Annotated in this window: 19 protein-coding genes; 6 read left to right on the forward strand and 13 right to left on the reverse strand. The window is 69.8% G+C overall.

Translation table 11 applies throughout. The features are described 5' to 3' along the window. Positions 1–42 precede the first annotated feature (42 nt). Both ABIE21_RS05750 and ABIE21_RS05755 read right to left on the reverse strand, forming a co-directional pair. Positions 43–978 (reverse strand): TIGR01777 family oxidoreductase, encoded by a 936-nt coding sequence (locus tag ABIE21_RS05750; RefSeq protein WP_354023812.1) that lies wholly within the window; start codon positions 976–978, stop codon positions 43–45. Then, entirely contained in the window at positions 975–2,141 is a 1,167-nt protein-coding gene (locus ABIE21_RS05755) for a pyridoxal phosphate-dependent aminotransferase (protein WP_354023813.1), read from the reverse strand. The genes ABIE21_RS05750 and ABIE21_RS05755 overlap by 4 nt, the downstream gene beginning before the upstream one ends. Before the next feature lie 25 nt (positions 2,142–2,166). On the opposite strand from ABIE21_RS05755, the gene ABIE21_RS05760 reads away from it, so the two are divergent. Next, positions 2,167–2,904, forward strand: coding sequence for an alpha/beta fold hydrolase (locus ABIE21_RS05760; protein ID WP_354023814.1), 738 nt, complete (start codon positions 2,167–2,169; stop codon positions 2,902–2,904). Positions 2,905–3,079: 175 nt separating this feature from the next. Continuing rightward, positions 3,080–3,340 carry a 30S ribosomal protein S20 gene (rpsT, locus tag ABIE21_RS05765; protein WP_354023815.1) on the forward strand — a complete coding sequence of 87 codons (261 nt, stop codon included), beginning with the start codon at positions 3,080–3,082 and terminating at the stop codon, positions 3,338–3,340. A 444-nt stretch (positions 3,341–3,784) separates the two neighbouring features. Here rpsT and holA read toward each other — a convergent pair whose 3' ends face one another. From holA to leuS, 4 genes are all read right to left on the reverse strand, one after another. Continuing rightward, positions 3,785–4,807, reverse strand: coding sequence for a DNA polymerase III subunit delta (gene holA / locus ABIE21_RS05770; RefSeq protein ID WP_354023816.1), 1,023 nt, complete (start codon positions 4,805–4,807; stop codon positions 3,785–3,787). 54 nt (positions 4,808–4,861) lie between these two features. Continuing rightward, positions 4,862–7,252 carry a ComEC/Rec2 family competence protein gene (locus tag ABIE21_RS05775; RefSeq protein ID WP_354023817.1) on the reverse strand — a complete coding sequence of 797 codons (2,391 nt, stop codon included), beginning with the start codon at positions 7,250–7,252 and terminating at the stop codon, positions 4,862–4,864. Then, on the reverse strand, positions 7,249–7,872 hold the full coding sequence (locus ABIE21_RS05780; RefSeq protein ID WP_354023818.1) for a ComEA family DNA-binding protein: 624 nt from the start codon (positions 7,870–7,872) through the stop codon (positions 7,249–7,251). Before ABIE21_RS05780 ends, ABIE21_RS05775 begins: the two co-directional genes overlap by 4 nt. 179 nt (positions 7,873–8,051) lie before the next feature. Then, complete coding sequence (gene leuS / locus ABIE21_RS05785; RefSeq protein WP_354023819.1) at positions 8,052–10,610, reverse strand: leucine--tRNA ligase; 2,559 nt, start codon at positions 10,608–10,610, stop codon at positions 8,052–8,054. A gap of 165 nt (positions 10,611–10,775) precedes the next feature. Here leuS and ABIE21_RS05790 point away from each other — a divergent pair, with 165 nt between their 5' ends. Both ABIE21_RS05790 and ABIE21_RS05795 read left to right on the forward strand, forming a co-directional pair. Then, complete coding sequence (locus tag ABIE21_RS05790; RefSeq protein WP_354023820.1) at positions 10,776–11,240, forward strand: SRPBCC domain-containing protein; 465 nt, start codon at positions 10,776–10,778, stop codon at positions 11,238–11,240. Then, positions 11,237–11,662, forward strand: a complete 426-nt coding sequence (locus ABIE21_RS05795) for an SRPBCC domain-containing protein (RefSeq protein ID WP_354023821.1) — start codon at positions 11,237–11,239, stop codon at positions 11,660–11,662. The genes ABIE21_RS05790 and ABIE21_RS05795 overlap by 4 nt, the downstream gene beginning before the upstream one ends. Positions 11,663–11,672: 10 nt before the next feature. Here ABIE21_RS05795 and ABIE21_RS05800 read toward each other — a convergent pair whose 3' ends face one another. Next, positions 11,673–13,043 carry an anthranilate synthase component I family protein gene (locus ABIE21_RS05800; RefSeq protein WP_354023822.1) on the reverse strand — a complete coding sequence of 457 codons (1,371 nt, stop codon included), beginning with the start codon at positions 13,041–13,043 and terminating at the stop codon, positions 11,673–11,675. Positions 13,044–13,054: 11 nt separating this feature from the next. On the opposite strand from ABIE21_RS05800, the gene ABIE21_RS05805 reads away from it, so the two are divergent. Next, entirely contained in the window at positions 13,055–13,846 is a 792-nt protein-coding gene (locus ABIE21_RS05805; protein WP_354023823.1) for an aminotransferase class IV, read from the forward strand. Positions 13,847–14,293: 447 nt separating this feature from the next. Here the strand turns inward: ABIE21_RS05805 and cydC are convergent, their stop codons facing one another. From cydC to ABIE21_RS05825, 4 genes are read right to left on the reverse strand one after another with little or no spacing between them, the layout of a single operon-like run. Further along, a complete protein-coding gene (gene cydC, locus ABIE21_RS05810; RefSeq protein WP_436232322.1) occupies positions 14,294–15,994 on the reverse strand; it encodes a thiol reductant ABC exporter subunit CydC in 1,701 nt (566 codons plus the stop codon). A gap of 5 nt (positions 15,995–15,999) precedes the next feature. Beyond that, positions 16,000–17,640 carry a thiol reductant ABC exporter subunit CydD gene (gene cydD / locus ABIE21_RS05815; protein WP_354023825.1) on the reverse strand — a complete coding sequence of 547 codons (1,641 nt, stop codon included), beginning with the start codon at positions 17,638–17,640 and terminating at the stop codon, positions 16,000–16,002. Positions 17,641–17,652: 12 nt separating this feature from the next. Next, positions 17,653–18,669, reverse strand: a complete 1,017-nt coding sequence (gene cydB, locus ABIE21_RS05820; protein WP_354023826.1) for a cytochrome d ubiquinol oxidase subunit II — start codon at positions 18,667–18,669, stop codon at positions 17,653–17,655. An 11-nt stretch (positions 18,670–18,680) separates the two neighbouring features. Further along, entirely contained in the window at positions 18,681–20,087 is a 1,407-nt protein-coding gene (locus ABIE21_RS05825) for a cytochrome ubiquinol oxidase subunit I (protein ID WP_354023827.1), read from the reverse strand. 158 nt (positions 20,088–20,245) lie between these two features. Between ABIE21_RS05825 and ABIE21_RS05830 the strand changes: the two genes are divergently transcribed. Beyond that, on the forward strand, positions 20,246–20,971 hold the full coding sequence (locus tag ABIE21_RS05830) for a DedA family protein (RefSeq protein ID WP_354023828.1): 726 nt from the start codon (positions 20,246–20,248) through the stop codon (positions 20,969–20,971). A 1-nt stretch (position 20,972) separates the two neighbouring features. On the opposite strand, the gene ABIE21_RS05835 is transcribed toward ABIE21_RS05830, so the two are convergent. Next, the gene (locus ABIE21_RS05835) at positions 20,973–21,902 is read right to left on the reverse strand and encodes an ABC transporter substrate-binding protein (protein WP_354023829.1); all 930 of its coding nucleotides are present in this window, start codon (positions 21,900–21,902) and stop codon (positions 20,973–20,975) included. A gap of 97 nt (positions 21,903–21,999) precedes the next feature. After that, a complete protein-coding gene (locus ABIE21_RS05840; protein WP_354023830.1) occupies positions 22,000–22,911 on the reverse strand; it encodes an ABC transporter substrate-binding protein in 912 nt (303 codons plus the stop codon). Between the last annotated feature and the right edge of the window lie 15 nt (positions 22,912–22,926).

Here is a 22,926-nt window from a genome sequence, read left to right on the forward strand (position 1 = left end):
CGGGGCATCCGCCGGGATATCGGGGTAACCCCCGATTCCGGGTCAGGGTATCCGTACCGGCGGTGCCTCGGCGACGTCGCCGGTGATCTCGCGCACCGCGGGTTCGAGCTCGGGGTACTCGAACTCGAAGCCGGCGGCCTGCAGGCGGGTCGGCAGCACCCAGCGGCTCTTCAGCAGCAGCTCGGTCTCGCTCTGCAGGGCGAGCGCGCCGAGCTCGAGCATCCACCGCTGCAGGGGCAGGCCGAAGCGCGCGCCGACGACGCGGCGCAGCGTCGCCATCAGCTCGCGGTTCTGCACCGGGCCGGGCGACGACACGTTCACGGCGCCGTCGATGTCTGGCCGCTCGGCGATGAAACGGATGGCCCGGTAGACGTCGTCGATGTGGATCCAGGAGAACATCTGGCGGCCGCCGCGCGTCCTGCCGCCGTACTGGGTGCCGCCGAGCCCGAACCGGGCCAGGGCGAGCAGGGGGCTGAGCGCAGAACCGTCGCCGAGGACGATGGCCATCCGCAGGGCGACCTGGCGCACGCCCGGCCGGTGGTGCACGAAGAACTCGCGCTCCCACGCGCCGGCGACGTTGACCGAGAAGCCCGAGCCGATCTGCCCGGTCTCGTCGGTCTGCGGCACGTCGTCGGCGTGACGGTAGATCGTGGCGGTGCTCGCGTTGAACCAGACGGCGGGCGGGTGGGCGACCGCCGCGACGGCGCGGCCCAGCTCGGCCGTGGTGAGCAGACGTGAGCTGAAGATCGCCGCCTTGTTCTTCTCGGTGTAGCGGCAGTTCACGCTCTTGCCCGCGAGGTTGACGAGCATGTCGGCGCCGTCGACGGCCGCCTCGAGCGCGGCGGTGTCGCCCCACACGACGTCGGAACCGGCACGGCCCACGGTGACCACGGTGTCGCCGTCGGCGCGGAACCGCTTCGCGAAGTACCGGCCCATAAAACCGCCGGCCCCGGCGATGACGATGCGCTGGCCGCTCACGCGCCTGCTCCCCGTTCGTCGGCGGCCGGCACGGGGATGCGGCCGAGCCCCTCGAGCAGCTGCTGCGGGTCGGTGGCCAGGCAGACGCGGATCCAGCCCTCGCCCGACCGGCCGAACGCGCTCCCCGGCGCGACGGCGACGCGCCTCTCGAGCAGGAATTCCTCGGCCCAGGTGGCGACATCGCCCGCGCTGGTGTGGCTCACGTCGATCCACAGGTAGAAGGCGCCGGTGGGCGGCAGGTAGCGGATGCCCCGTTCGTCGAGCAGCGCGGTGGCGGCGACGAGGTTGGCTCGGTAGTGGGCCTTGGCGGCGGCGACGTGCTCGTGGTCTCCGGTCAGCGCGGCGACCGCGGCGTACTGCGCCGGGGTGTTGACGCAGCTGACCGTCGCCTCCTGCACGGTGCGCATGAGCGTGGCGAGACCCGGCGGAGTCACCAGGTAGCCCACCCGGATGCCGGTCATCGCGTAGGTCTTCGACAGCGAGAAGGCGCTGAAGACCCGGTTGTCGGTGTCGAGGCTGGCGATACTCACGTGCTTCTCGCCGTAGGTGAAGTACTCGTAGACCTCGTCGCTGATGATCCACAGGTCGTGGCGGCGGGCGAAGTCGAGCAGCTCGCGCAGCACCTCCTCGGGGAAGATCGCTCCGAGCGGGTTCGACGGCGAGTTGATGATGATCACGCGGGTGCGATCGGTGACGAGGCGCTCGAGCTCGTCGACGCTCGGCAGGAAGCCCCGCTCGGGGGTGAGGGTGTACGGGATCGGGTGCGCGTCGAGCATGCGCACGCCCATCGTGAAGGTCGTGTAGCCGGGATCGGGGATGAGTGCCTCGTCGCCGGCCTGCAGCGTCAGCGTCATGGCCTGGTAGAGGGCCTGCGTCGCGCCGACGGTCACCCAGACCCGCTCGACGTCGACGTGCAGGTCGTTCTCCCTGGCGAGCTTCTCGACGATCGCCGCCCGCAGCGGCGCGATTCCGCCGTTGGGCGTGTAGTCGGTGGCGTCTGCGTCCCAGGCGCGCTTGGCCGCGTCGGCGATGTGCGGAGCGACCGCGACATCCGGTTCCCCGATCACGAGGGAGATGACCCCGTCGAGCTTGGTCGACATCTCGAAGATGTGCCGGATGCCGGAACCCGGTACCGATTCGATGTGCTGGGCGAGGTGCGGCATACCATCAGGCTATTACGCTTGCGCCATGCCCGGTTCCGCACAGCCCACCTCGGTCGTGCTCGTGCACGGCCTGCGCACGTCGTCGTCGATGTGGCGCCACCAGGCCGAGACGCTGCGCGCCCTCGGGCACACCGTGATCACCCCCGACCTGCCCGGGCACGGCGCGCGGATGGACGAGCGCTTCACCCTGGCGGGCGGCATTGCGACGATCGAGGCGGCAGTGGCGGATGCCCCGGGGCCGGTCTTCCTCGGCGGGTTCTCGCTCGGCGGCTACATCGCCGTGCACTGGGCGGCGATGCGCCCGCGCGACCTCACGGGCATCCTGGCCGCAAGCTGCGGAACCCAGCCCTCGCGGGTCATCCTCGACGCCTGGCGTCTCGGCGCGGGAGCGATCCACCTGCTGCCCGACCGCGGCCTCTCCCTCAACAACGCGCTCGTGCGGCGAACGATCAGCGACCCGGTCTTCGCCAACGACGTGATCTCCGGCGGTGTCGCGCTCGAGGTCATGCAGGACGTGCTGCGTGAGCTCCGTGGCATCCGGATGGAATCGTCCCTCGCCGCCATCGACCTGCCCATCTGGCTGGTCAACGGCACCCTCGACCACATCCGGCTGCAGGAGCGGCGGTTCCTCGCGGCCACCCGGCGGGGCACCCTCGTGCACATCCCACGGGCGACGCACATGGTCAGCCTCGCCCAGCCCGTCGCTTTCACGCAGCTGCTGCTCGACGCGATAAACTCGTCGCGACCCGCGGTCACGGCGTGATTGTCGGTTCACGCGAACAACTGGTAATGTTGTCTGTTGGCTTCCGTGCAACCCTCTATTGCATGACTCGCGGCCGAGAATCGCTAAGTTCGGCCGCTTCGCAGGACGCATCTTCCGAGATGGTCCTGCGGTGTTCTCTTACATACGTCAGTTCACATACAAGAAGGTAAATTCAGTGGCAAACATCAAGTCGCAGATCAAGCGCATCGGAACCAACAAGAAGTCGCAGGACCGCAACAAGGCGGTCAAGAGCGAGGTCAAGACCGCCATCCGCAGCGTGCGCGCCGCGGTAACCGCGGGTGACAAGGAGCTCGCCGTCGCGACCCTCCTGATCGCAGCGAAGAAGCTCGACAAGGCCGCCAGCAAGGGCGTCATCCACAAGAACCAGGCCGCCAACAAGAAGTCGGCGATCGCCAAGCAGGTTGCGGCTCTCTAAGCCCCAGTCGTCGAAAAGCCCCTCACGCCTCGGCGTGGGGGGCTTTTTCGTGCGCCGTCGCCGGCGCCGGCGTTCGCCGCTGTCGGCGGCCGTGCCGGCGCCCGACGTCGGGCCGCCCCGTCGGAAATTCAGGAGTTAGGCGGATGCTCCGGGTCGGCGCCCGCGGAAACACGCGGGCCGCCGAGACGGCCGGGCCGCTAACTCCTGAATTTCCGAATTCTCGCGCGCGAGCGGGCGCCGCGGCCACTTGTGTGCTGCCGCTGGACGTCGGCGGCCGTGCCGGCGCCGACGTCGGGCCGGCCCCGTCGGAAATTCAGGAGTAAGGCGGATGCTCCGGGTCGGCGCCCGCAGAAACACCCGGGCCGCCGAGACGGCCGGGCCGCTAACTCCTGAATTTCCGATTTCTCGCGCGGGGGGAGGTTGGGCGGAGAGGGCCGCGCGTGGTCAGCTGCCGCCGCGCCGGGCGATGATGCCGACCATGCGCTCGAGCGCGAAGACCGGGTCGCGACCGCCGCCCTTGATCTGGGCGTCGGTGTCGGCCAGGAGCTCGATCGACCGGCCGAGGCCGTCGTCAGTCCAGCCCTGAAGGTCTTTGCGGGCACGGTTTACCTGCCAGGGGGCGAGGCCGAACTGTTGGGCGAGCTGGGCGTCGCTTCCGCGAACGTTGTAGAGCTTCGCCATCGTGCGCAGCTTGGAGGCGAACGCCGCGAGCATGGGCACGGGGTCGGCGCCCGAGGCGAGCGCGTGGCGTAGGAGGAGCAGCGCCTCGCCGTTGCGCCCGGCGATCGCCGAGTCGGCGACCTTGAACGCGGTGGTCTCGACACGGCCGGAGTAGTACTTCTCGACCGTGACCTCGGTGATCTGCTCGCTCGCGTCGGCGAGCAGCTGCTGGCAGGCGCTCGCCAGCTCGGCGAGGTCGTCGGCGAAGGCGGAGACGAGGGCGCGCAGGGCTCCCGGGGTGATCCGCCGGCCCGCCGTCTGGAACTCCGCAGCCGCGAAGTCGAGCTTCTCGGCATCCTTCTTCAGATCGGCGCAGACGATCTCGATTCCGTCGCCGAGGCCGCCGCGGATGGCGTCGAGCATGCGCTTGCCGCGCACTCCCCCGGCGTGACGCAGAACCAGGTAGCAGTCGTCGGCCGGGTTGGCGAGGTAGCTGAGTACCTCGTCCATAAATGCATCGGTGCACTTCTCCACACCGGTCACCCGGATGAAACGAGGCTCAGCGAACAACGACGGGCTGGCCAGGGTGACGAGTTCGCCTGGCGAGTAGTGGTCGGCTTCGATGTCGCCGAGCTCGAGGCTGGGGTCTTCGACGCGCAGTGTGTCGCGCAGCAGCCGGATCGCCCGGTCGGCGAGAAAGCCCTCGGTGCCGGAGACCAGCACCACCCGCGCGGGGCGCACCTTGTCCCAGGAGAGCTGGGGGATCACGACCTTCGCCTTGCCGGCTGTCGCTGTTCTCGCGGCCACTGTGCTCCCTCGTTCTGAATCGGATCAAGCCTAATCGCGACGACCGACGGTCGATCACGGCGGCGACCGTTGCGTCCAGACGCGCACCTCTCCCGCCGTGCCACCCGGCGACAGCAGCACGAGACCCTGAAGGTCGGTGCGCGCGACGGCGGTTCCCTGCGCGTCCAGCAGGTCGAGCAGTCGGTCGGTCGGGTGCCCGTAGTCGTTGTCGATCCCGACACCGATCACGCCGACGGTCGCGTCCGCCCGCTCGTACACGCGCTCAGACTGGTCGGCCGAGCCGTGGTGGCTCACTTTGACGACGTCGACCGCCGAGATAGGCCCGGCCGCGAGCATCAACGCCTGGGACCGCTCGCCGAGGTCTCCGAGGAACAGCGAGGAGAGACATCCGCTCGCACACTCGGCCACGGGTTCGAAGGCGAGCACGACGCTCGCGTCGTTACCCGGCTCGACCGAGCCGAGACGGGCGCGCGGCCAGAGCACGGAATACCTCAGCTCGCCGAGCAGCCCCGTGTCACCGCGGGAGACCTGGTCGACGACGGCGCCGGACCGCACAAGATCGGCGACGAGACGATCGTCGGATGCCCCGCCCGACGGCCCGACGACGGCGCGGTCTACCCGTCCGAGAACGGCGTCCGCCCCTCCCACGTGGTCAAGGTCGAAATGGCTGAGCACGAGCAGGTCGATGCGGCCGATGCCGAGATCGTCGAGACAGCGGGTGAGCAGCTCCGGGTCGGGGCCGGTGTCGACCAGGGCGATCTCTCCCCCGCTGCGGACGAGCACCGCGTCACCCTGTCCGATGTCGCAGGCCGCGATCTGCCAGTCGGCAGGGCGTGCGAGGTGTTGGGCCACGCCCGCTCCGGCCGTCGCGCCCGCGAATGCGGCGAGCAGCGTTAGTGCGACGGCCGCCGCGACGAGCCGGATACGTCGGCTGACCCTGCCGACTCCTCCGCCCCGCACGTCGCCACCCTGCGTACCGCCACCGAGCACCGCGACGAGTCCGAGCGCCGTGACGATCGCGAGGAGCAGCAGCCCGAGGAGCCCCTCCGGCCACGGCAGGGACGCCGCAGGCAGAGAGGCGAAGAACGTCGCTACGGCGGCGATCCAGCTCGCCGGCAGCCACGCGACCGCGACGAGCGTCTCGCCCAACCACGGCGCCGCGGGCAGGGCGAGGCAGCCGAGCAGTCCGATAACGGTGGCGAGCGGAGCCGCGGGCTCCGCCAGGGCGTTCGCGACGACGCCGTAGAGCGGGAGGGACGGGTCGAGCAGCACGAGCACCGGCTGGCAGGCGAGCTGCGCCGCGAGCGGGACGGCGACCACCGCGGCAACGCCGAACGGCATCGCACGCGCCAGCAGCCGGGTGAGCGGCCCGGAGAGCAGCAGCAGGCCGCCCGTCGCGAGCACCGACAACGCGAAGCCGTAGTCGCGGCTGAGCCACGGGTCGACCGCGAGCAGGGCGATGGCGGCGAGGGCGAGCACCGGCAGCCCGCGCACCGGACGCCCGGCGAGCGTCGCGAAGAGCACGATCGCCGCCATGACCGCCGCGCGGACGACGCTCGACTGCGGTGTGACGAGCACGACGAACCCGACGAGCACGAGCACGGATGCCACGATCCGCACGCCGCGCGGAACCCCGGCGGCGGCGCCGAGCAGCATGATGAGGGCTATCACCACCGCGCAGTTCGCACCGGACACGGCGGTGAGATGGCTGAGCGACGTCGACTTCATCGCCGCGTCGAGCTGCGGGCCCACGGCGGCGGTGTCGCCGATCGCCAGACCGGGCAGCAGGCGCCCACCGTCGCCGGGCAGCGCCGTGGAGGCGGCCGAGAACGACGCGCGCAATCCGTTCGCCCAGTCGAGCGCCCACGGCGGGCCGCGGATCGTTCGAGCATCGGCGGCCGCGAAGACGAGGAACGCGGCATCGTCTTCCGGCGCGGCCGCCTCGAGCGTGGCGCCGAACTCCAGAGTGGCGCCGATGCCGGTACGTGCGTCGGGGCGCGCCCCGAACACCAGCACGGGCGTCGACACCGCGACGACACGTTCGCCGACGCGCACGGAGACCGCGGTGGCCGAGTACGGGGGTTGACGGGCTCCCGGCGCGGAATCGACCGCCTGCTGCTCGACGCCGAGGCTCTCCGCGGTGGTCACCGTGAGCATGACATGCCGTCCGTCGCGTGCGGCATCGAGCAGAACCTCCGGCTGCCTCGCCGGCGCACGGGCGGCGACCGACGCGCAGACGATCCCCGCCGCCACCGCGCACACGGCGGCCACGACGACGAAGGCGCGGTTCAGCGCGACCGCGAGCCCGACGAGCACGACGGCCACGGCCCACACCGCGACGGTGATCACGGGAGCCGCGCCCGGAATCGCCGTCAGCGTGCCGCCCGCCACCCAGGCGACGACGGCCGGCAGCACCAGCCGCAGGTCGAGCCCGCCGCGTCTCACACCGTCACCAGGTCTTTCAGCGAGTCGAATGTCTTCTCCCCCACCCCTGTGACGCTCATCAGGTCTTCCACAGCGGTGAACCGCCCGTTCGTCTCACGCCATTCGATGATGCGCGCCGCCATCGCGGGACCGACGCGCGGCAGGGTCTCGAGCGCGGCAGCATCCGCCGTATTGATGTTCACCTTGCCGGCGACCACTGCTCCCCCGCCCGTGACCGCGCCCGGAGCCGGGGGTGGCGCAGCCCCGACGACGGGCACCACGATCTGCTCCCCGTCGGTCACGAACCGCGCGAGATTGAGCTGCGCCTGGTCGGCGCCTTCGGCGAACCCGCCCGCCGCCGCGACTGCGTCGACCGCGCGGTCGCCCTCGTGCAGCTCGTACAGCCCGGGCACCGCCACGGCGCCGAGGATGTGGACGAAGATGGCGGCTCCGGATGGCGCGGCCGACGCCGACTCGGCCTCGCCGGTCGCCCCCGATCCCGGTGCGACGACCTCGCTCTGCCCCTTCGGCGCGAACGCGGAGAACAGCACGGCGCAGGCGAGCCCGACGAACAGCACGACGACGGCCGCACCCACCCCGATGCGCACGCGCGCACGCCGCACCTCGCCGGGATCGCTCATGCGACGACGCTACGTACCCCCGCCCAGACGAAGAGCCCCGAGAACCCATCTGGGGAAACAGTCATCGACGCGACACTCGTGGAGGACCCAGCCCGGCGATCGAGAGGTGGAGCGGACCCCCCAGCGATCCCGGTGCGAGGAGCGGACCCCCGTTGGACAGGCTCAGGGACCGACAGCCCCTACTTCACCGCAAACGAGATAACCCGAGGCGCACGCACAATGACATTCACGATCTCCTGGTCGCCGATCGACCGGATGACGGCCTCCGACTTGCGCGCCAGCGCCTCGAGATCTTCCGCGCTGATCTTCGGCGAGACCTCGAACTTGTCGCGCACCTTGCCGTTGACCTGCACGACCGCCATGACCGCGTCCTCCACGAGGAGCGTCGGGTCGGCCTTGCGCCAGCGCACGAGGGCGACCGTGGGCTCGTAGCCGAGCTGCTCCCACATCTCCTCCGCCGTGTACGGCGCGAAGAGGCTGAGCGCGACGGTGACGACCTCTGTGGCCTCGCGCACCGCGGCGTCGGCGGGGCCGGCCCCGGTGTCGATGGCCTTGCGGGTCGCGTTCACCAGCTCCATCAGCCGTGCGACGACGACGTTGAACTTGAACGACTCGATGAGTCCCGGTGCGTCGTGCAGGAATCGGTGCGTCTGCTTGCGCAGAGCGGCATCCCCCGTCTTCCACTCCACGTCCGGTGCGCTCGTGACGTCCTTCGCGAGCCGCCACGCGCGCTTGAGGAACTTCGCCGAACCGGCGGGCGAGACGTCTTCCCAGTTGATGTCGTCTTCCGGCGGACCGGCGAACACCATCGTGAGGCGGATCGCGTCGACACCGAACTCGTCGATGACGTCGCCGAGGTTCACGCCGCCCTTGCTCTTCGACATCTTCGAGCCGCCCGAGAGCACCATGCCTTGGTTCAGCAGCGCGCTGAACGGCTCGGTGAACGAGACGTATCCGAGGTCGAACAGCACCTTGGTGATGAAGCGGGCGTACAGGAGGTGCAGGATCGCGTGTTCGACGCCGCCCACGTACTGGTCGACGGGCGCCCACTTGTCGGCGTCCTTCGGGTCGAACGCCTGGGTGTCGTCGTTCGGGTTGAGGAAGCGCAGGAAGTACCACGAGCTGTCGACGAAGGTGTCCATGGTGTCGGCGTCGCGGAGCGCGGCGCTGCCGTCGCGCGGGTCGGGCACGTTGACCCAGTCGGTGGCGGCGGCGAGCGGCGACTGGCCCTTGGGCTGCAGGTCGAGCCCCTCGGTGGGCGGCAGCAGGACGGGCAGCTGGTCTTCCGGCACGGGAACCAGCTCGCCGTCGGCGCCGTGGATCATCGGGATGGGGGTTCCCCAGAAACGCTGGCGGCTGATCAGCCAGTCGCGCAGACGGTACGTCTTGGCGGCGCGTCCGCTTCCCGTCGACTGCAGCAGCTCGATGGCGCGCTTGATCGCGTGATTGCGGCTCAGTCCGTCGAGCGGACCGGAGTTGATCATGCGGCCGTCGCCCACGAGGGCGTCGCCCGTCTGGGTCGGCGACAGCGGCGGAAGATCGTCGGGCAGGATCGCCACGCCGTTCTCGTCGAGGTCGAGCACGGGGATCGACGCGGTGACGGGTGCGTTGGTGTCGACGACGACCACGACGGGCAGGTCGAACCTGAGGGCGAAGTCGAGGTCGCGCTGGTCGTGGGCGGGCACGGCCATGACGGCGCCGTGGCCGTAGTCGGCGAGGACGTAGTCGGCGGCCCAGATCGGAATGCGCTCCTGCGTCACCGGGTTCACCGCGAAACGACGAAGCGGAACGCCGGTCTTCTCGCGAGTGGCATCCTGCCTCTCGATCTCTGTGCTGCGCTGCGTCTGCTGGAGGTAGGCCGCGAAATTGGCCTTCGTCTCGTCGCTGCCCGTCGACACCAGCTCGGCGGCGAGGTCGGAGTCGGGGGCGACGACCATGAAGGTGGCGCCGAACAGCGTGTCGGGACGGGTCGTGAATACGGTGACCTTCTCGTCGCGACCCTCGATCGCGAAGTCGACGTCGGCGCCGATGGAGCGGCCGATCCAGTTGCGCTGCATGGCGAGGACCTTGCTCGGCCAGTGGCCCTCGAGCTGGTTGAGGTCGTCGAGCAGGCGGTCGGCGTAGTCGGTGATCTTGAAGTACCACTGTGTGAGCTTCTTCTTGACCACGACGGCGCCGGACCGGTCGGAGGTGCCGTCGGGGAGGACCTGCTCGTTCGCGAGCACGGTCTGGTCGATCGGGTCCCAGTTGACCCAGCTCTCCTTGCGGTAGGCGAGACCCTTCTCGTACAGCTTGAGGAACAGCCACTGGTTCCACTTGTAGTACTCGGGGTCGCTGGTGGCCAGCTCGCGGTCCCAGTCGACGCTGGTCGCGTAGCGGCGCATCGAGGCCTTCTGCTCGGCGATGTTGCCGTAGGTCCAGTCGCGCGGATTGACACCGCGCTTGATGGCCGCGTTCTCGGCGGGCAGTCCGAACGAGTCCCAGCCGACCGGGTGCAGCACGTTGAAGCCCTGCATACGCCAGTAGCGCGCGACGACGTCGGCGAGCGCGTACGCCTCGCCGTGGCCCATGTGCAGATCGCCGGACGGGTACGAGAACATGTCGAGCACGTACTTACGGGGACGCTTGTCGTCGGTCTTCGTGGAGAAGGGCTTCAGCTCTTCCCATACGGGCTGCCACTTCGCCTGGATGGCGTCGATGTCGTACTCGGGGGCGTCGTCTGGGTACTCGTGTGCCACGTGGATCTCAATTCATTGCGGGAGGGGGCCGAGAGGTACTGCGGGCGACCCAACGACCAAGATTAGCGAACCTCGACCCCACGTGCTGCGCGGTACCCCGTTGCGCCCGCGCGCGGCGAGTACGAACCTGTATTCACGATGAATTACGGAACGGGGTGGAGCAACATGAGCGACCACGCGGTCGTCGACGAGGAGACCTTCTCGGTGAGTCGCACGGTGCACGTGCGGGTGCCGCGCGACCAGGTCTGGGCGGCTATCACGCAGCCGAAGCGCATTGCCGAGTGGTTCGGGGACTCTGCCACCCTCCCCGAGCTCGCCGTCGGGACAGAGGGCACGCTGCACTGGGACGACGACGGCGACTTCGCCTTCGTCGTCACCGCCGTGGTCGAGGACTTCCTGTTCGAATTCCGGTGGGCGAAGGACCCGGAGACTCCGGTACGGGATGACACGGCCACAACCGTGCGCTTCACCCTCGCGGACGCGCCCGCCGGAACCGTGATCACGGTCGTGGAGAGCGGCTTCGAGCTCGTCGCGGGTGACGACGCGGCTCGGCTGGAGCATCTCAGGGGCAACCGCGAGGGGTGGGAGCTCGAGATCGATCAACTGGTGACACTGCTGGAGGGATCATGACCGCGACCGAGAGACTCATCGACCTGTCCGCGAGCGTCGAGAACGTGTGGTCGGTGGTGACCGACGCCCAGCAGTTCGAACACTTCACCGTCTACACCGCGGCGGAGTTCGAGCCGACCGAGGGCTCCGCCATGCGGCTGGAGACCGCGGCCGGAACCCTGCTCGGACGGGTGACCGAGGTGGTGCATCCCTCCCGTTTCGCCTACCGGCTATCGGTCGAGCCCGACGTCGAGCCGGAGCCGGCGACCAGCACACTGGTGGAGTTCACCCTCTCGCCCGCCCAGGTGGGCAGCCGTCTGCTCGTGCGCGAGAGCGGCTTCGGCTCGCTCGACGACAGGTTCGGCTCCCCTATCGACCTGCTGGAACGCGCCGGCGAGACCTGGAACACCGCGCTCGAACGGCTCGAGTCGATCCTCCAGTAGGCGCCGCCCGTCAGGCGCCCAGCACCGCCAGCAGCGCAGCGGCCTTCAGCTTCGCCTCGTCGAGCTCCTCTTCGGGAACCGACAGTGCGGTGATCCCGCCCCCGGCGCCGACCGTAGCGCCCTCGGCGTCGAGCACGATCGACCGGATGACCATGGCCAGGTCGACCCGGCCGTCGAGGGAGAAGTAGCCGAAGGCCCCCGCGTAGATGCCGCGCGCACGGTGCTCGAGCGCTTCGAGGATGAGGGTCGCGTTGCGCTTGGGCGCGCCGGTCATCGATCCGGCGGGGAAGCACGCGGCGACCGCGTCGATCGCGTCGAGCCCCGGCGCGAGGGTGCCGCGAACGGTGCTGACCAGCTGGTGCACGTGGCGGTAGCTCTCGACGACGAAGAGCTCGGGCACCGACACCGACCCCAGCGCGCTCACCCGCCCGATGTCGTTGCGCATGAGGTCGACGATCATCAGGTTCTCGGCGCGCTCCTTGTCGCTCGCGAGCAGTTCGGCGGCGAGGTCGGCGTCTTCGCGCGGCGTGGCACCGCGGCGGCGGGTGCCCTTGATCGGACGCGACACCACCTCGCCGTCGGGACTGATCGAGAGGAACTGCTCGGGCGAGGCGCTCAGCAGCGCGACCCCGCCGACGCGCAGGAGCCCGCCGCGGTGGGCGGGGCTTGAGGTGCGCAGCGCGAGGTAGGTGTCGAACGCGTCGAAGTCGCCGGCGACGCCCGCCTCCGTGGTGAGGCACAGCTGGTACGCATCCCCCGAGTGGATCGCGTCCTGGCAGGCGCGGATCATGGCGAGGTACTCGTCGTCGGAGTAGGCCCAGGCGGCGGTGGCCGCGGCGGGGCCCGCAGGGACAGGGGCGGCGGATGGCTCGGCCCCGCGCGCGGTCGCCGCCTCGAGGGCCGCCACGGTCGCGTCGCGCCAGGCGAGCGCGTCGCCCGTCCACCGGTCGGCGAGAGCCATCAGGGTCACCTCGCCGGTGTCGTGGTCGAACTCGAGCGCCCGCTCGGCGTACATCATCGCCGAAACCGGGTGCTTCGGGGCGTGCCCGACCGGCGTTCCGACGGTGGTGCCGCGCAGCTCGTAGCCGAGCCAGCCGACCCAGCCGAGACCGAAGCCGCGGGAGCCGGCATCCGCCGGTTCGTCCGTCGCGACGCGGGAGGCGGCATCGGCCAGCTCGACGCGCAGCTGCTCGAGCACCAGTGCACCGCCGATGACGCGGGAGCCGGCGCCGAGGTAGCTGAGTCCGGCGCCCTGGCCGCTGTCGAGCCAGAAGCTGGTGGGCTCGTCGGCGAGGAGGGCGCGCCAGGCGACGGCCGGTTCGACCCGGAAACCGAGCGGATGCCGCAGCACACGTGCGGGCGGAAGGTCGGTCGGGCGCATACCCTGAGTTTATGAGTACGCCGATCGCGCCCACTTCGGCCGTCTACCGCTGGCACGAGGGTCGCCTCGACTTCCTCGACTACTGCGACATGACCGAGACCGTCGTCGAGGCCGCGGACTCGTGGCTCGTCACCGACGGACGCGCCCTCGCCCTCGACCTGCACCGGGCGCGGTTCTTCGACGCCGCCGGGTCGTGGCCGCTCGACCTCGACGCGTTCTGGGATGCGGCGATCGCCGCGATCCCTCGGGAGGGCGACTGGTTTCCGCGGGTCGAACTGCAATCGCGTTCGGGGGCGCCTCTGCTGGTGTTCCGGCTGCGGTCGGCGCCGACGCTCACGAGGTCGGTCGTCGTGGCGTCGCACGCGGGACCCGATCCGCGCACCCGCCCGACCGTGAAGGGCCCCGATCTCGAGGCGATGCTGCGCGTTCGCACGGCGGTGCAGCCGCGCGGCGCCGAGGAGGCGATCATCCTCTCGCCCGAGGGCTACGTCGTCGAGGGCGCGTACAGCGCGATCGTCTGGTGGCGCGGCAGCATCCTGTGCGCCCCATCGCCGGAGCTCGAGCGCATCGACAGCGTCACCGCGCGCTCGCTGCTCGGGCTCGCCACGGCGCTCGGAACCGAGATCTATTTCGAGTCGGTCACCCCCGCCGAGCTCGACGGCGCCGAAGTGTGGTCGCTCGGAGCGCTGCACGGCTCGCGCATCATCACCCGTTGGGTCGACGGTCCGGGCATGGCCGCGCTGCCCGGCCGCCTCGACGTGTGGCGCACCCGCCTCGCGGCCCTGCGGCACCCGCTGCCGTAGCGGGCGCGCTGGGCGCCGTCGGGCTGGCGGGCACCCGAGCCGCGGCATCCGCCCCGCCCCTGCCCTGCCCCGTGCCTGCCCGCCCGTTCGGAAATTCAGGAGTTAGCGCCACACCGGGACCGCGGATGCCTGCCGCCGCGCGGGCCGCAGATACCCCGACGGTGCTAACTCCTGAATTTCCGATGCTCTCGCCGGGGTGCTCGGTCGGGACCGGCGGCGTCGGGCGGGTGGGCACCCGAGCCGCGGCATCCGCCCCGCCCCGCCCCTGCCCTGCCCCGTGCCTGCCCGCCCGTGCGGAAATTCAGGAGTTAGCGCCGCACCGGGCCCCCGGATGCCTGCCGCCGCGCGGGCCGCAGACACCCCGACGGTGCTAACTCCTGAATTTCCGAAGAAGGCGGCGGGTGCTATGGGCTGGCAGCAGCAGCAGCAGCAGCAGCAGCCACAGCCCTACGCCAGGCGCAGCGTGGCGGTGACCAGGTCGCTGTCGATCGCGGTGTGCGAGATGACGACGACGGCGCGGTGCGCGCTCGCGGCGCCGCGCAGGAGGTCGGCCATGAGGGCGTCCGCACGGTCGACGTCGACGTTGGCGGTCGGCTCGTCGAGCACCAGGATCGGGAACTCGGCGAGCAGCGCCCGCGCGAGCGCGATGCGCTGGGCCTGCCCGCCGGAGACGAGGGAGCCGCGCTCCCCCACCGGCGAGTCGAGTCCGCCGCGTTCGGCGACCCACTCGTCGAGGCCGACGGAGGCCAGGGCGGCCAGGAGCTCGTCGTCGGTGGCGGTATCCCGGGCGAACAGCAGGTTCTGCCTGATGCTGTCGTCGAACAGGTGCGGCGACTGCTCGCAGAGCCCCACGACGGTGCGCACGGCGTCGGGGTCGAGGTCGCGCGCGTCGACACCCCCGATTGTGTAGCCGCCCTCGTGGTCGAGGAACCGCACGAGCACGTGCGCGAGCGTGGTCTTGCCCGCCCCGCTCTCCCCCGTGACGAGCAGGCAGTCGCCGGGGGCCAGCGTGAGCGTGACATTGCGCAGGGCCGGGGCCGCGGCACCCGGCCAGCGGGCCGACACCCGGTCGAGCTCGAGCGTCACGGGACCAGCGGGAACCGCGAGCGGCGCTGTCGGCGCCACCGGGATCTCGGCGGGGATCGCGGTCGGAACCGCCTCGGCGATGCGACGGGCGCTCACCCGCACCCGGCGCCAGGCGCCGACCGCGAGAGGCACCGTGCCGAACGACTCGAACACGGCGATGGGCACGAGCACGACGAGGGCGAGGGCGGGGCCGGTGATGTCTCCCGCGCCGAACACCGGGGCGCCCATCGCCAGCGCTCCGAGTATCGCGGCGCCGCTGAGCAACGACACTGCGGCTCCGACCACTCCGGCGCCGAGCGACTGGCGCAGCTGGGCGGAGCGCAGCCGGGCGTCGGCCGCGGCGATCGCGTCCTCGCGCTGGGCGACGACGCCGAACGCGGTCAGCACGTCGAGCCGGCCGACGAAGTCGAGCACGAGCTGCGTCAGTTCCGCCCGCAATGGCGCGATGCTGCGGTCGGCCTTCGCGGTCAGCCCGCCGTGTACCAGCGTGCCGACGACGCCCGCGACGACGAGGGCGATGGCGAGCGTGAGTCCCGCACCGGGCAGGATGATGGCCACGCCGACGACGCTGAGCACCGACACGAGCAGCGAGGTCGCGAGGGGCTGCACGACGCGCAGCGGCAGGTCCTGTAGCTCGTCCACGTCGGAGACGAGCCTGGTGAGCAGGTCGCCGCGGCGGGTTCCGCCGAGGCCGTCGGGGGCGACCGGGATGAGCCGGCGGAAGATCCCGGTGCGCAGCACCGCCAGCGAGCGGAACGCCGCGTCGTGGGTGACGAGCCGCTCCACGTAGCGGAAGAACGCGCGGCCGAGCGCGAAGGCCCGCACACCGACGACCGCGAAGCTGAGGAAGAGGATGGGCGGCTGCTCCGCCGCGCGGGTGATGAGCCACGCCGAGGTAGCGAGGAGCGCGACGGCGCTGCCCGAGGCGAGGATGCCGAGCAGCAGCCCGGGCACGAACCGGCGCGCGGGCGGCTGCGCGAGCCGCAGCACCGACGCGGTGTCGGGGGAAGAAGGCGACGAAGACGCGGAGGGGGCGGATGGCGCGGCCGGCGCTCCCCGCACGCCGGTCACGAGACCACCGCCGCTCGCGGCCGCAACTCGATGACGCTGTCGACGGCGTCGAGGAGCGCCGTGCGATGGCTGACGACGACGACGGCCACGCCGGTCGCGGCGAAGCGCTGCAGCCCCAGGATGAGCTCGCTCTCGGTCGCCGGGTCGAGGGCGGAGCTCGGTTCGTCGAGGATCAGCACGGGGCATCCGCGGTCCATCGCCCGGTAGAAGGCGCGCGCCAGCGAGACCCGCTGCGCCTGCCCGCCCGACAGTCCCGCGCCGTTCACGCCGAGCGTCTGCCACGGGTCGATGAGCTCGGCCGCTGCGAAGCGCATGGCCTCGCGCAGCGTCGCCTCGTCGACCGTGCCCGCGCCGAGCGCGATGTTCTCGGCGACGGTGCCGGCCATGAGCGACGGCCGCTGACCCGCCCACGCCACGAGGTCACGCGCCGCGCCGGGTTCGAGCTCCCGGTCGCCGTAGCGGATGCTCCCCGAGTAGGCGACGAAACCGAGCACCGCGGCGACGAGCGTCGACTTGCCCGCGCCGCTCGGCCCGGCGACGGCGGTGACGCGGCCGGGCGCGAAGCCCACGCTGAGACCGTCGATGACGGTGCGGTCTCCGTAGGACACCCGCAGGTCGTCGACCGTCAGCGTCGAAGCGCGGTCGACCGGTGCTGCGGATGCCTCGGGCAGGTCTTCCGGCGCCGCCTCGAGTATCTCGAACACCTCGTCGGCCGCGGCCACCCCGTCTGCGGCGGCGTGGAATTGCGCTCCCACCTGCCGCAGCGGGAGGTAGGCCTCGGGTGTCAGCAGCAGCACGAAGAGCCCGACCGCGAGGCCGATGCTGCCGTCGACGAGTCGCAGGCCGATCGACACCGCGACGACCGCGACCGACAGGCTGCCCGCGAGCTCGAGCACGAAGCCGGAGATGAACGAGACCCGCAGCACGGCCATGGTGCGCGCACGGTACTCCTCGGTGACCGTCTCGATGCGGGCCACCTGGCGGTGCTGGCGGCCGAAGATCTTCAGTGTGGAGAGCCCGTCGACGACGTCGAGGAAGCCGGACGCCAGCCGGGTCAGCGCCGACCACTGCCGCTTCTGCACTGCCTGGGTGGCCCAGCCGATCAGCACCATGAACAGCGGGATGAGCGGCAGGGTGACGAGCACGACGATCGCGGTGGTCAGGTCTTGGCCGAGCAGCACGAGCACGATGATCGGCGTCGCGACGGCGGTGAGGATGAGCTGCGGGAGGTACTTGGCGAAGTAACCGTCGAGCGCGTCGAGACCCTGAGCGACGACCGTGGTGACCGCGGCCGAGTTGCGCTCGGCGATCCAGGCAGGACCGAGTCGGCCGAGGGCCGCGACGACGCGCATGCGCAGCTGGCTCTTCACCCGCGCCGCGCCGCGCACGGCGAGCACGTCGAGCAGCCAGACCAGCACCGCGCGGACCACGACGACGCCGGCGAACGCCGCCATCTGCGGGCCGAGGGAAGCGAGGGATTCGCCGTCGAGCACGCCGACGATCAGCACCGCCGCGAACCAGGCGGCGCCGACGATGCTGAGGGTCTGCAGGAAGCCGACGACACCTCCGGCGAGTAGGAACCACCGTGATGCGGATGCGTACTTCAGCAACCGCGGATCGATGGGGCCCGCGCTCATTCAGTCACCGTATCAGTGACTCGAGGCGAGCACCGTGTCGCGGGTGATGCGCTTGCGGAAGACCCAGTAGGTCCACGACTGGTAGCCGATGATGAGCGGCAGGCTGATGCCGGCGACCCAGGTCATGAGGTTCAGCGTGTACGGCGTGCTCGACGCGTTCTCGATCGTCAGGCCGTTCGCCGGGTCGTTGCTGGCCGGCATGACGTTCGGGAACAGGGCCGAGAGGATCGTCGCGACCGCGAAGACGATGGTGAGCGCGATGGCCGTGAAGGCGAGCCCCTCACGCCCGACCGCGTTGAACAGCCAGGAGCCGATGAGGGCGACCGCGGCGACGAGCGCGAGCGTCACGATGAGCCAGACGTGCGGAGAGTCGAGGTGCTGCAGGATGGTCCAGCCGAGGAACGCGGCGGCGACGAGCACCGCGGCCGCCCCCGACTTGCGCGCGAGCGACTGTGCGCGGAGGCGCATGTCGCCCTCGGTCTTCAGCGAGACGAAGACCACGCCGTGCGTGAAGAACAGCAGCAGCGTCGTGAGCCCGCCGAGCAGGCCGTACGGGTTCAGCAGGGTCAGCAGCGTGCCTGTGAAGTTGTGGTCTGCGTCCATCGGGACACCCTGGATGAGGTTGGCGAAGGCGACCCCCCACAAGAATGACGGAACCGCCGAGCCGACCACGATCATCCGGTCGAACCATTTGGTCCACTCGACGCCCTTGTTCTGGTGCCGGTATTCGAACGAGACCCCGCGCAGGATCAGCGCCACGAGGATGAGCAGCAGGGCGAGGTAGAACCCGCTGAACATGCTCGCGTACCACTCGGGGAACGCGGCGAACATGGCGGCGCCGGCGACGATCAGCCAGGTCTCGTTCATGTCCCAGACCGGGCCGATCGTGTTGATGAGCACACGGCGGTCGGTGTCGTCCTTGCCGAGGAACGGCAGGCTCATGCCGACGCCGAAGTCGAATCCGTCGAGCACGAAGTAGCCGATGAAGAAGAAACCGACGATGAAGAACCAGAGGTAGGCGAGATCCATGTTCGTGTTCCTTAGTAGACGGTCGCGAGCTTGGAGTGGTCGACGTTGTCTGCGTCGTCGTGGTGCTCCCACTCGTCGGGCCCGGTGATCGCGGCCTTCTTGATGAGCTTGAACTCGACGACGGCGAGGGCGCCGTAGACCAGGGTGAAGGCCACGAGCGAGATGGCGACGGTGAGACCGGTGACGTTCGGCGAGACCCCGTCTTCAGTCTTCATCAACCCGAACACGATCCACGGTTGACGGCCCATCTCGGTGAAGATCCAGCCCACGAGGGCGGCGACGAGCGGCACGGGCGCCGACCAGATGGCGACCTTCCAGGCCCACGGCTTCGGGTCCTTGCCCTTGCGGGTGAGCCACAGGCCGACCACTGAGATCAGGGCACCGAGGCCGCCGAGCGCGATCATCCAGCGGAACGACCAGTAGGTGATCCAGATGATCGGCGTGTAGTCGCCCGGGCCGTAGTCCTGCACGTACTGGGCCTGCAGGTCGTTGATGCCCTCGACCTCGCCGGTGAAGGTGTGCGTCGAGAGGAAGGAGAGCAGGTAGGGGATGCGGATGGAGAAGATCTCGTGCGCGCCGTCGGGGGTGCCGAGGGAGAAGATCGAGAAGCTCGCGTTCTCGGTCGTCTTGTACAGCGCCTCCGCTGCGGCCATCTTCATCGGCTGCGTCTGCACCATGACGAGGCCGAGCTGGTCGCCGGAGAGCGCCGAGCCGGCGAAGCCGAAGATGCTGGCGAACGAGCCGAACTTGAGCGCGGTGCGCATCGTGTCCTCGTGGCGCTTGCGCGACAGGTGGTAGGCGGCGGTCGCCACCATGACCGCCGCCGCGAACATGATCGAGGCGAAGATGGTGTGGGGAAACTGCCAGACGGCGACAGGGTTGGTGAGCACGGCGCCGATGTCGACGAGCTCGGCCCGACCCTTGGCCTCGTTGATCTCGAACCCGACGGGGTTCTGCATAAACGCGTTGGCGGCGAGGATGAAGTAGGCCGACAGCACGCTGCCCACTGCGGTCGCCCAGATGGTCGCGAGGTGCAGCTTCGGCGACAGCTTGTCCCAGCCGAAGATCCACAGCCCGATGAATGTCGCCTCGAAGAAGAAGGCGAGCAGGCCCTCCATCGCGAGGGGGGCGCCGAATACGTCGCCGACGAAACGCGAGTAGTCCGACCAGTTCATGCCGAACTGGAACTCCTGCACGATTCCGGTCACGACGCCCATGGCGAAGTTGATGAGGAAGATCTTGCCGAACAGCCGAGTCAGGTGCAGGTACTTGAGCTTGCCGGTGCGCACCCAGGCGGTCTGCAGGATCGCGACGAGCAGCACCATGCCGATCGTGAGGGGGATGAAGAGGAAGTGGTAGAGGGTGGTGAGCCCGAACTGCCACCGAGAAAGCAGAAGCGGGTCGAGAATCTCCCCCACGTCTATCACCGCCCGATCGTGAATTAATCGCTGAAACTACTGGTATCAGTCTGCTCGCGCGGCCGGGGCGGCACATGAGTCTTAAGTCCCGACTACCGGGGCACTTTTCAGGGGATACCCCCATCCGAACCCACAGCCTGAATGGGTAGGGTCGTGCTGTGAATGAGATTCTGAGCTGGATTCTCGACGTCGTTCAGTCCGTCGACCCCGTGCTGCGCACGCTGCTGGCCGGAATCGGCATCCTGCTGGAGACCAGCATCCTCATCGGGCTCATCGTTCCCGGCGACACCATCGTGATCGTCGCCGCCACCGGGGTGGTCGGTCCGGTCGAGTACTTCGCCCTCATTGTCACCGTCATCGCCGGTGCGCTGGCAGGTGAGAGCATCGGCTTCGCGCTCGGCCGCTACTTCGGGCCGCGCATCCGCGCATCCCGCCTCGGCCGGCGAATCGGCGAGCACAACTGGGCGAGGGCCGAGAGGTACCTCGACCGGCGGGGCGGACTCGCGGTGTTCATCTCCCGCTTCCTGCCCGTGCTGCACTCCATCATCCCCCTCACAGTGGGCATGAGCGCGATGCGCTACCGCAAGTTCATGGCCTTCACCGTTCCCGCCTGTGTGCTCTGGGCCTTCGCCTACGTCTCAGTCGGGGCCCTCGCGGCCGGCAGCTACCGGGAGATGGCCGACCGCCTGCACTACGCCGGCTACATCTTCGTGGCGATCATCGTCGGCTTCGCACTCGTGGTGGTGGTGGTGAAGAAGGTGCTGACGCGGGTCGAGGCGCGGCACATGGCCCACAGTGCAGAGGACGCGGTCGCGGCGGATGCGGCCGAAGACCCGACGACCGACGACCCTGCCGTCGTGCAACGCGAGCGGCGTTCCGCCTAGCTCAGTCGTCCAGCAGCTTCTTCTGCGTGAGCCACTTCTTGGCGATCCGCTCGGGCGACGGCGTGTCGGTGGAGGTGCCGCGTTCGTTCAACGATCGCAGCTCGTCGGTGGTGAGGGCGTCGGACACGGGGTCGAGCAGTCGGCGCACGTCGGCCGAGTCTGCGACCTCGCCGACCACCGGCACGATGTTCTGCGTGGTGATGAGGCTCTTCGGGTCGCTCAGCACGCGCAGGTTGTTGCGGCTGATCGACGGCGAGGTCGAGGGGATGACGGCGACCTGGATCGCGTCGGTGAGCAGGTCGCTGACCGTGGCGGTGCCGCCGTCGTCGTTGAGGGTCTTGGTGGCGAACCCCGACACGCCGTACACGGCGAGGAGCCCCGCGGTGCCGTAGCGGTGGGACTCGAAGTCGTCGCTGACGCCCAGCGTGATGCTTCTCGCGAGGTAGCCGAGCTCGCCGATCGAGGCGACCTGGTGGGCTTCCGCGAACTCCTGCGAGACCACGAACGCCTCGGCGTTGTCGGCGGGAGCGGCCTCGAGCACGCTCAGCCCGAACGCCTCGACCTGCTCCGGAAGCGCCTCGGCGATGTCATCGGCCGAGCGTGCGAAGGCGTCAGGGTCGATGCCGTAGAGCAGGTCGCCGGAGTTGTCGGCGACGAGGTCGACGGTCCCGGCCTGGAGCGCGGCGAGATAGTTCTCCCGCGTGCCGATGCCCTCGTTGTAGTCGACGAGGTAGCCGTGGTCCGCGAGCACCTGGCCGTACAGCTGCGCGACGATTCGGTTCTCGATCGAGTCCTGCGCGCCCACCGTGATCCGCGTTCCCGCGCCCGTGTCGCTCGGATCCACCGGCACACTGCCGCACGCGGTGACGGTGAGCCCCATGCCGAGTGCGAGCGCTCCGGCCAGAAGACGGGATCTCGCGCGTGAGTGCATATGACCCATTCTTTCACGAGGTCCGGTGGGGAGAGAACGAGGGACGGATGCCGCGGCATCCGTCCCTCGCGTGTGTCAGCGGCGTCGCCGCGACCGGCTACTTCAGCAGGTCGTTGTCGGTCAGCCACTTCGTCGCGATGGAGTCGGACGACTCCTGGTCGACCGTGCTCTGCACGTTGAGGTCGATGAGCCCCTCCGGCGTGAGCTTCGCGTTGACCGCGTTGATCACGTCGGCGATGTCGTCGGCGATGTCGGCGTTGACCAGCGGCACGACATTGGAGGCCAGGAACAGGCCCTTCGGGTCGGCGAGCGTCACGAGGTCGTTCGTCTGGATGCTCGGGTCGGCGCTGTAGACGTTCGCCATGTCGACTCCGCCCGCGAGCAGCTCGTCGACGGTGGTGTCGCCGGTGGCCTCGAAGGTCACGGTGGCGCCGTAGACCGAGAGCAGTCCCTCGGGACCGTAGGCGCGGTCGGCGAGCTCGGCGTTTCCGCCCAGGCGCACGGGAGTCGACAGGCCGGCGAGGTCTTCGAGGCTCTCGAGACCGTTCGCGTCGGCGAACTCCTTGGTGACGTTGTAGGAGTCCTGGTCGGTCGCGCTGGACTTCTCGAGAACTGTGAGACCCTCGGGAAGAGCGTCGGCGAGCTCGGCGTAGACGGCCTCCTCTTCGGTCGAGGTGGTGTCGGGGGCGTAGTACTGGAGGAGGTTTCCGGTGTACTCGGGGATCAGGTCGACCGATCCGTCTTCGAGCGACGGCAGGTAGGCGTCACGCTCTCCGATCTGGAACTTGCGCTCCACCTCGAATCCGGCGTCTTCGAGCGCCTGCGAGTAGATCTCGGCGATGATCTCGTTGGAGTAGTAGGCCTGCGAGCCGACGACGATGGCCTCGCTGTCGCCCGAACCCGAGTCCGTCTCGAGCGGGTCACCCGAAGCGCACCCTGAGAGGGCCAATGACGCCCCGACCATGACTACGCCCGCGGCGAGCCAGCCCTTGTTCCTTGCTGTGAACATTTTTTCTCTCTTCTC

Source organism: Conyzicola nivalis (assembly GCF_040548875.1).
Classification (GTDB): Bacteria; Actinomycetota; Actinomycetes; order Actinomycetales; family Microbacteriaceae; genus Conyzicola; species Conyzicola nivalis_A.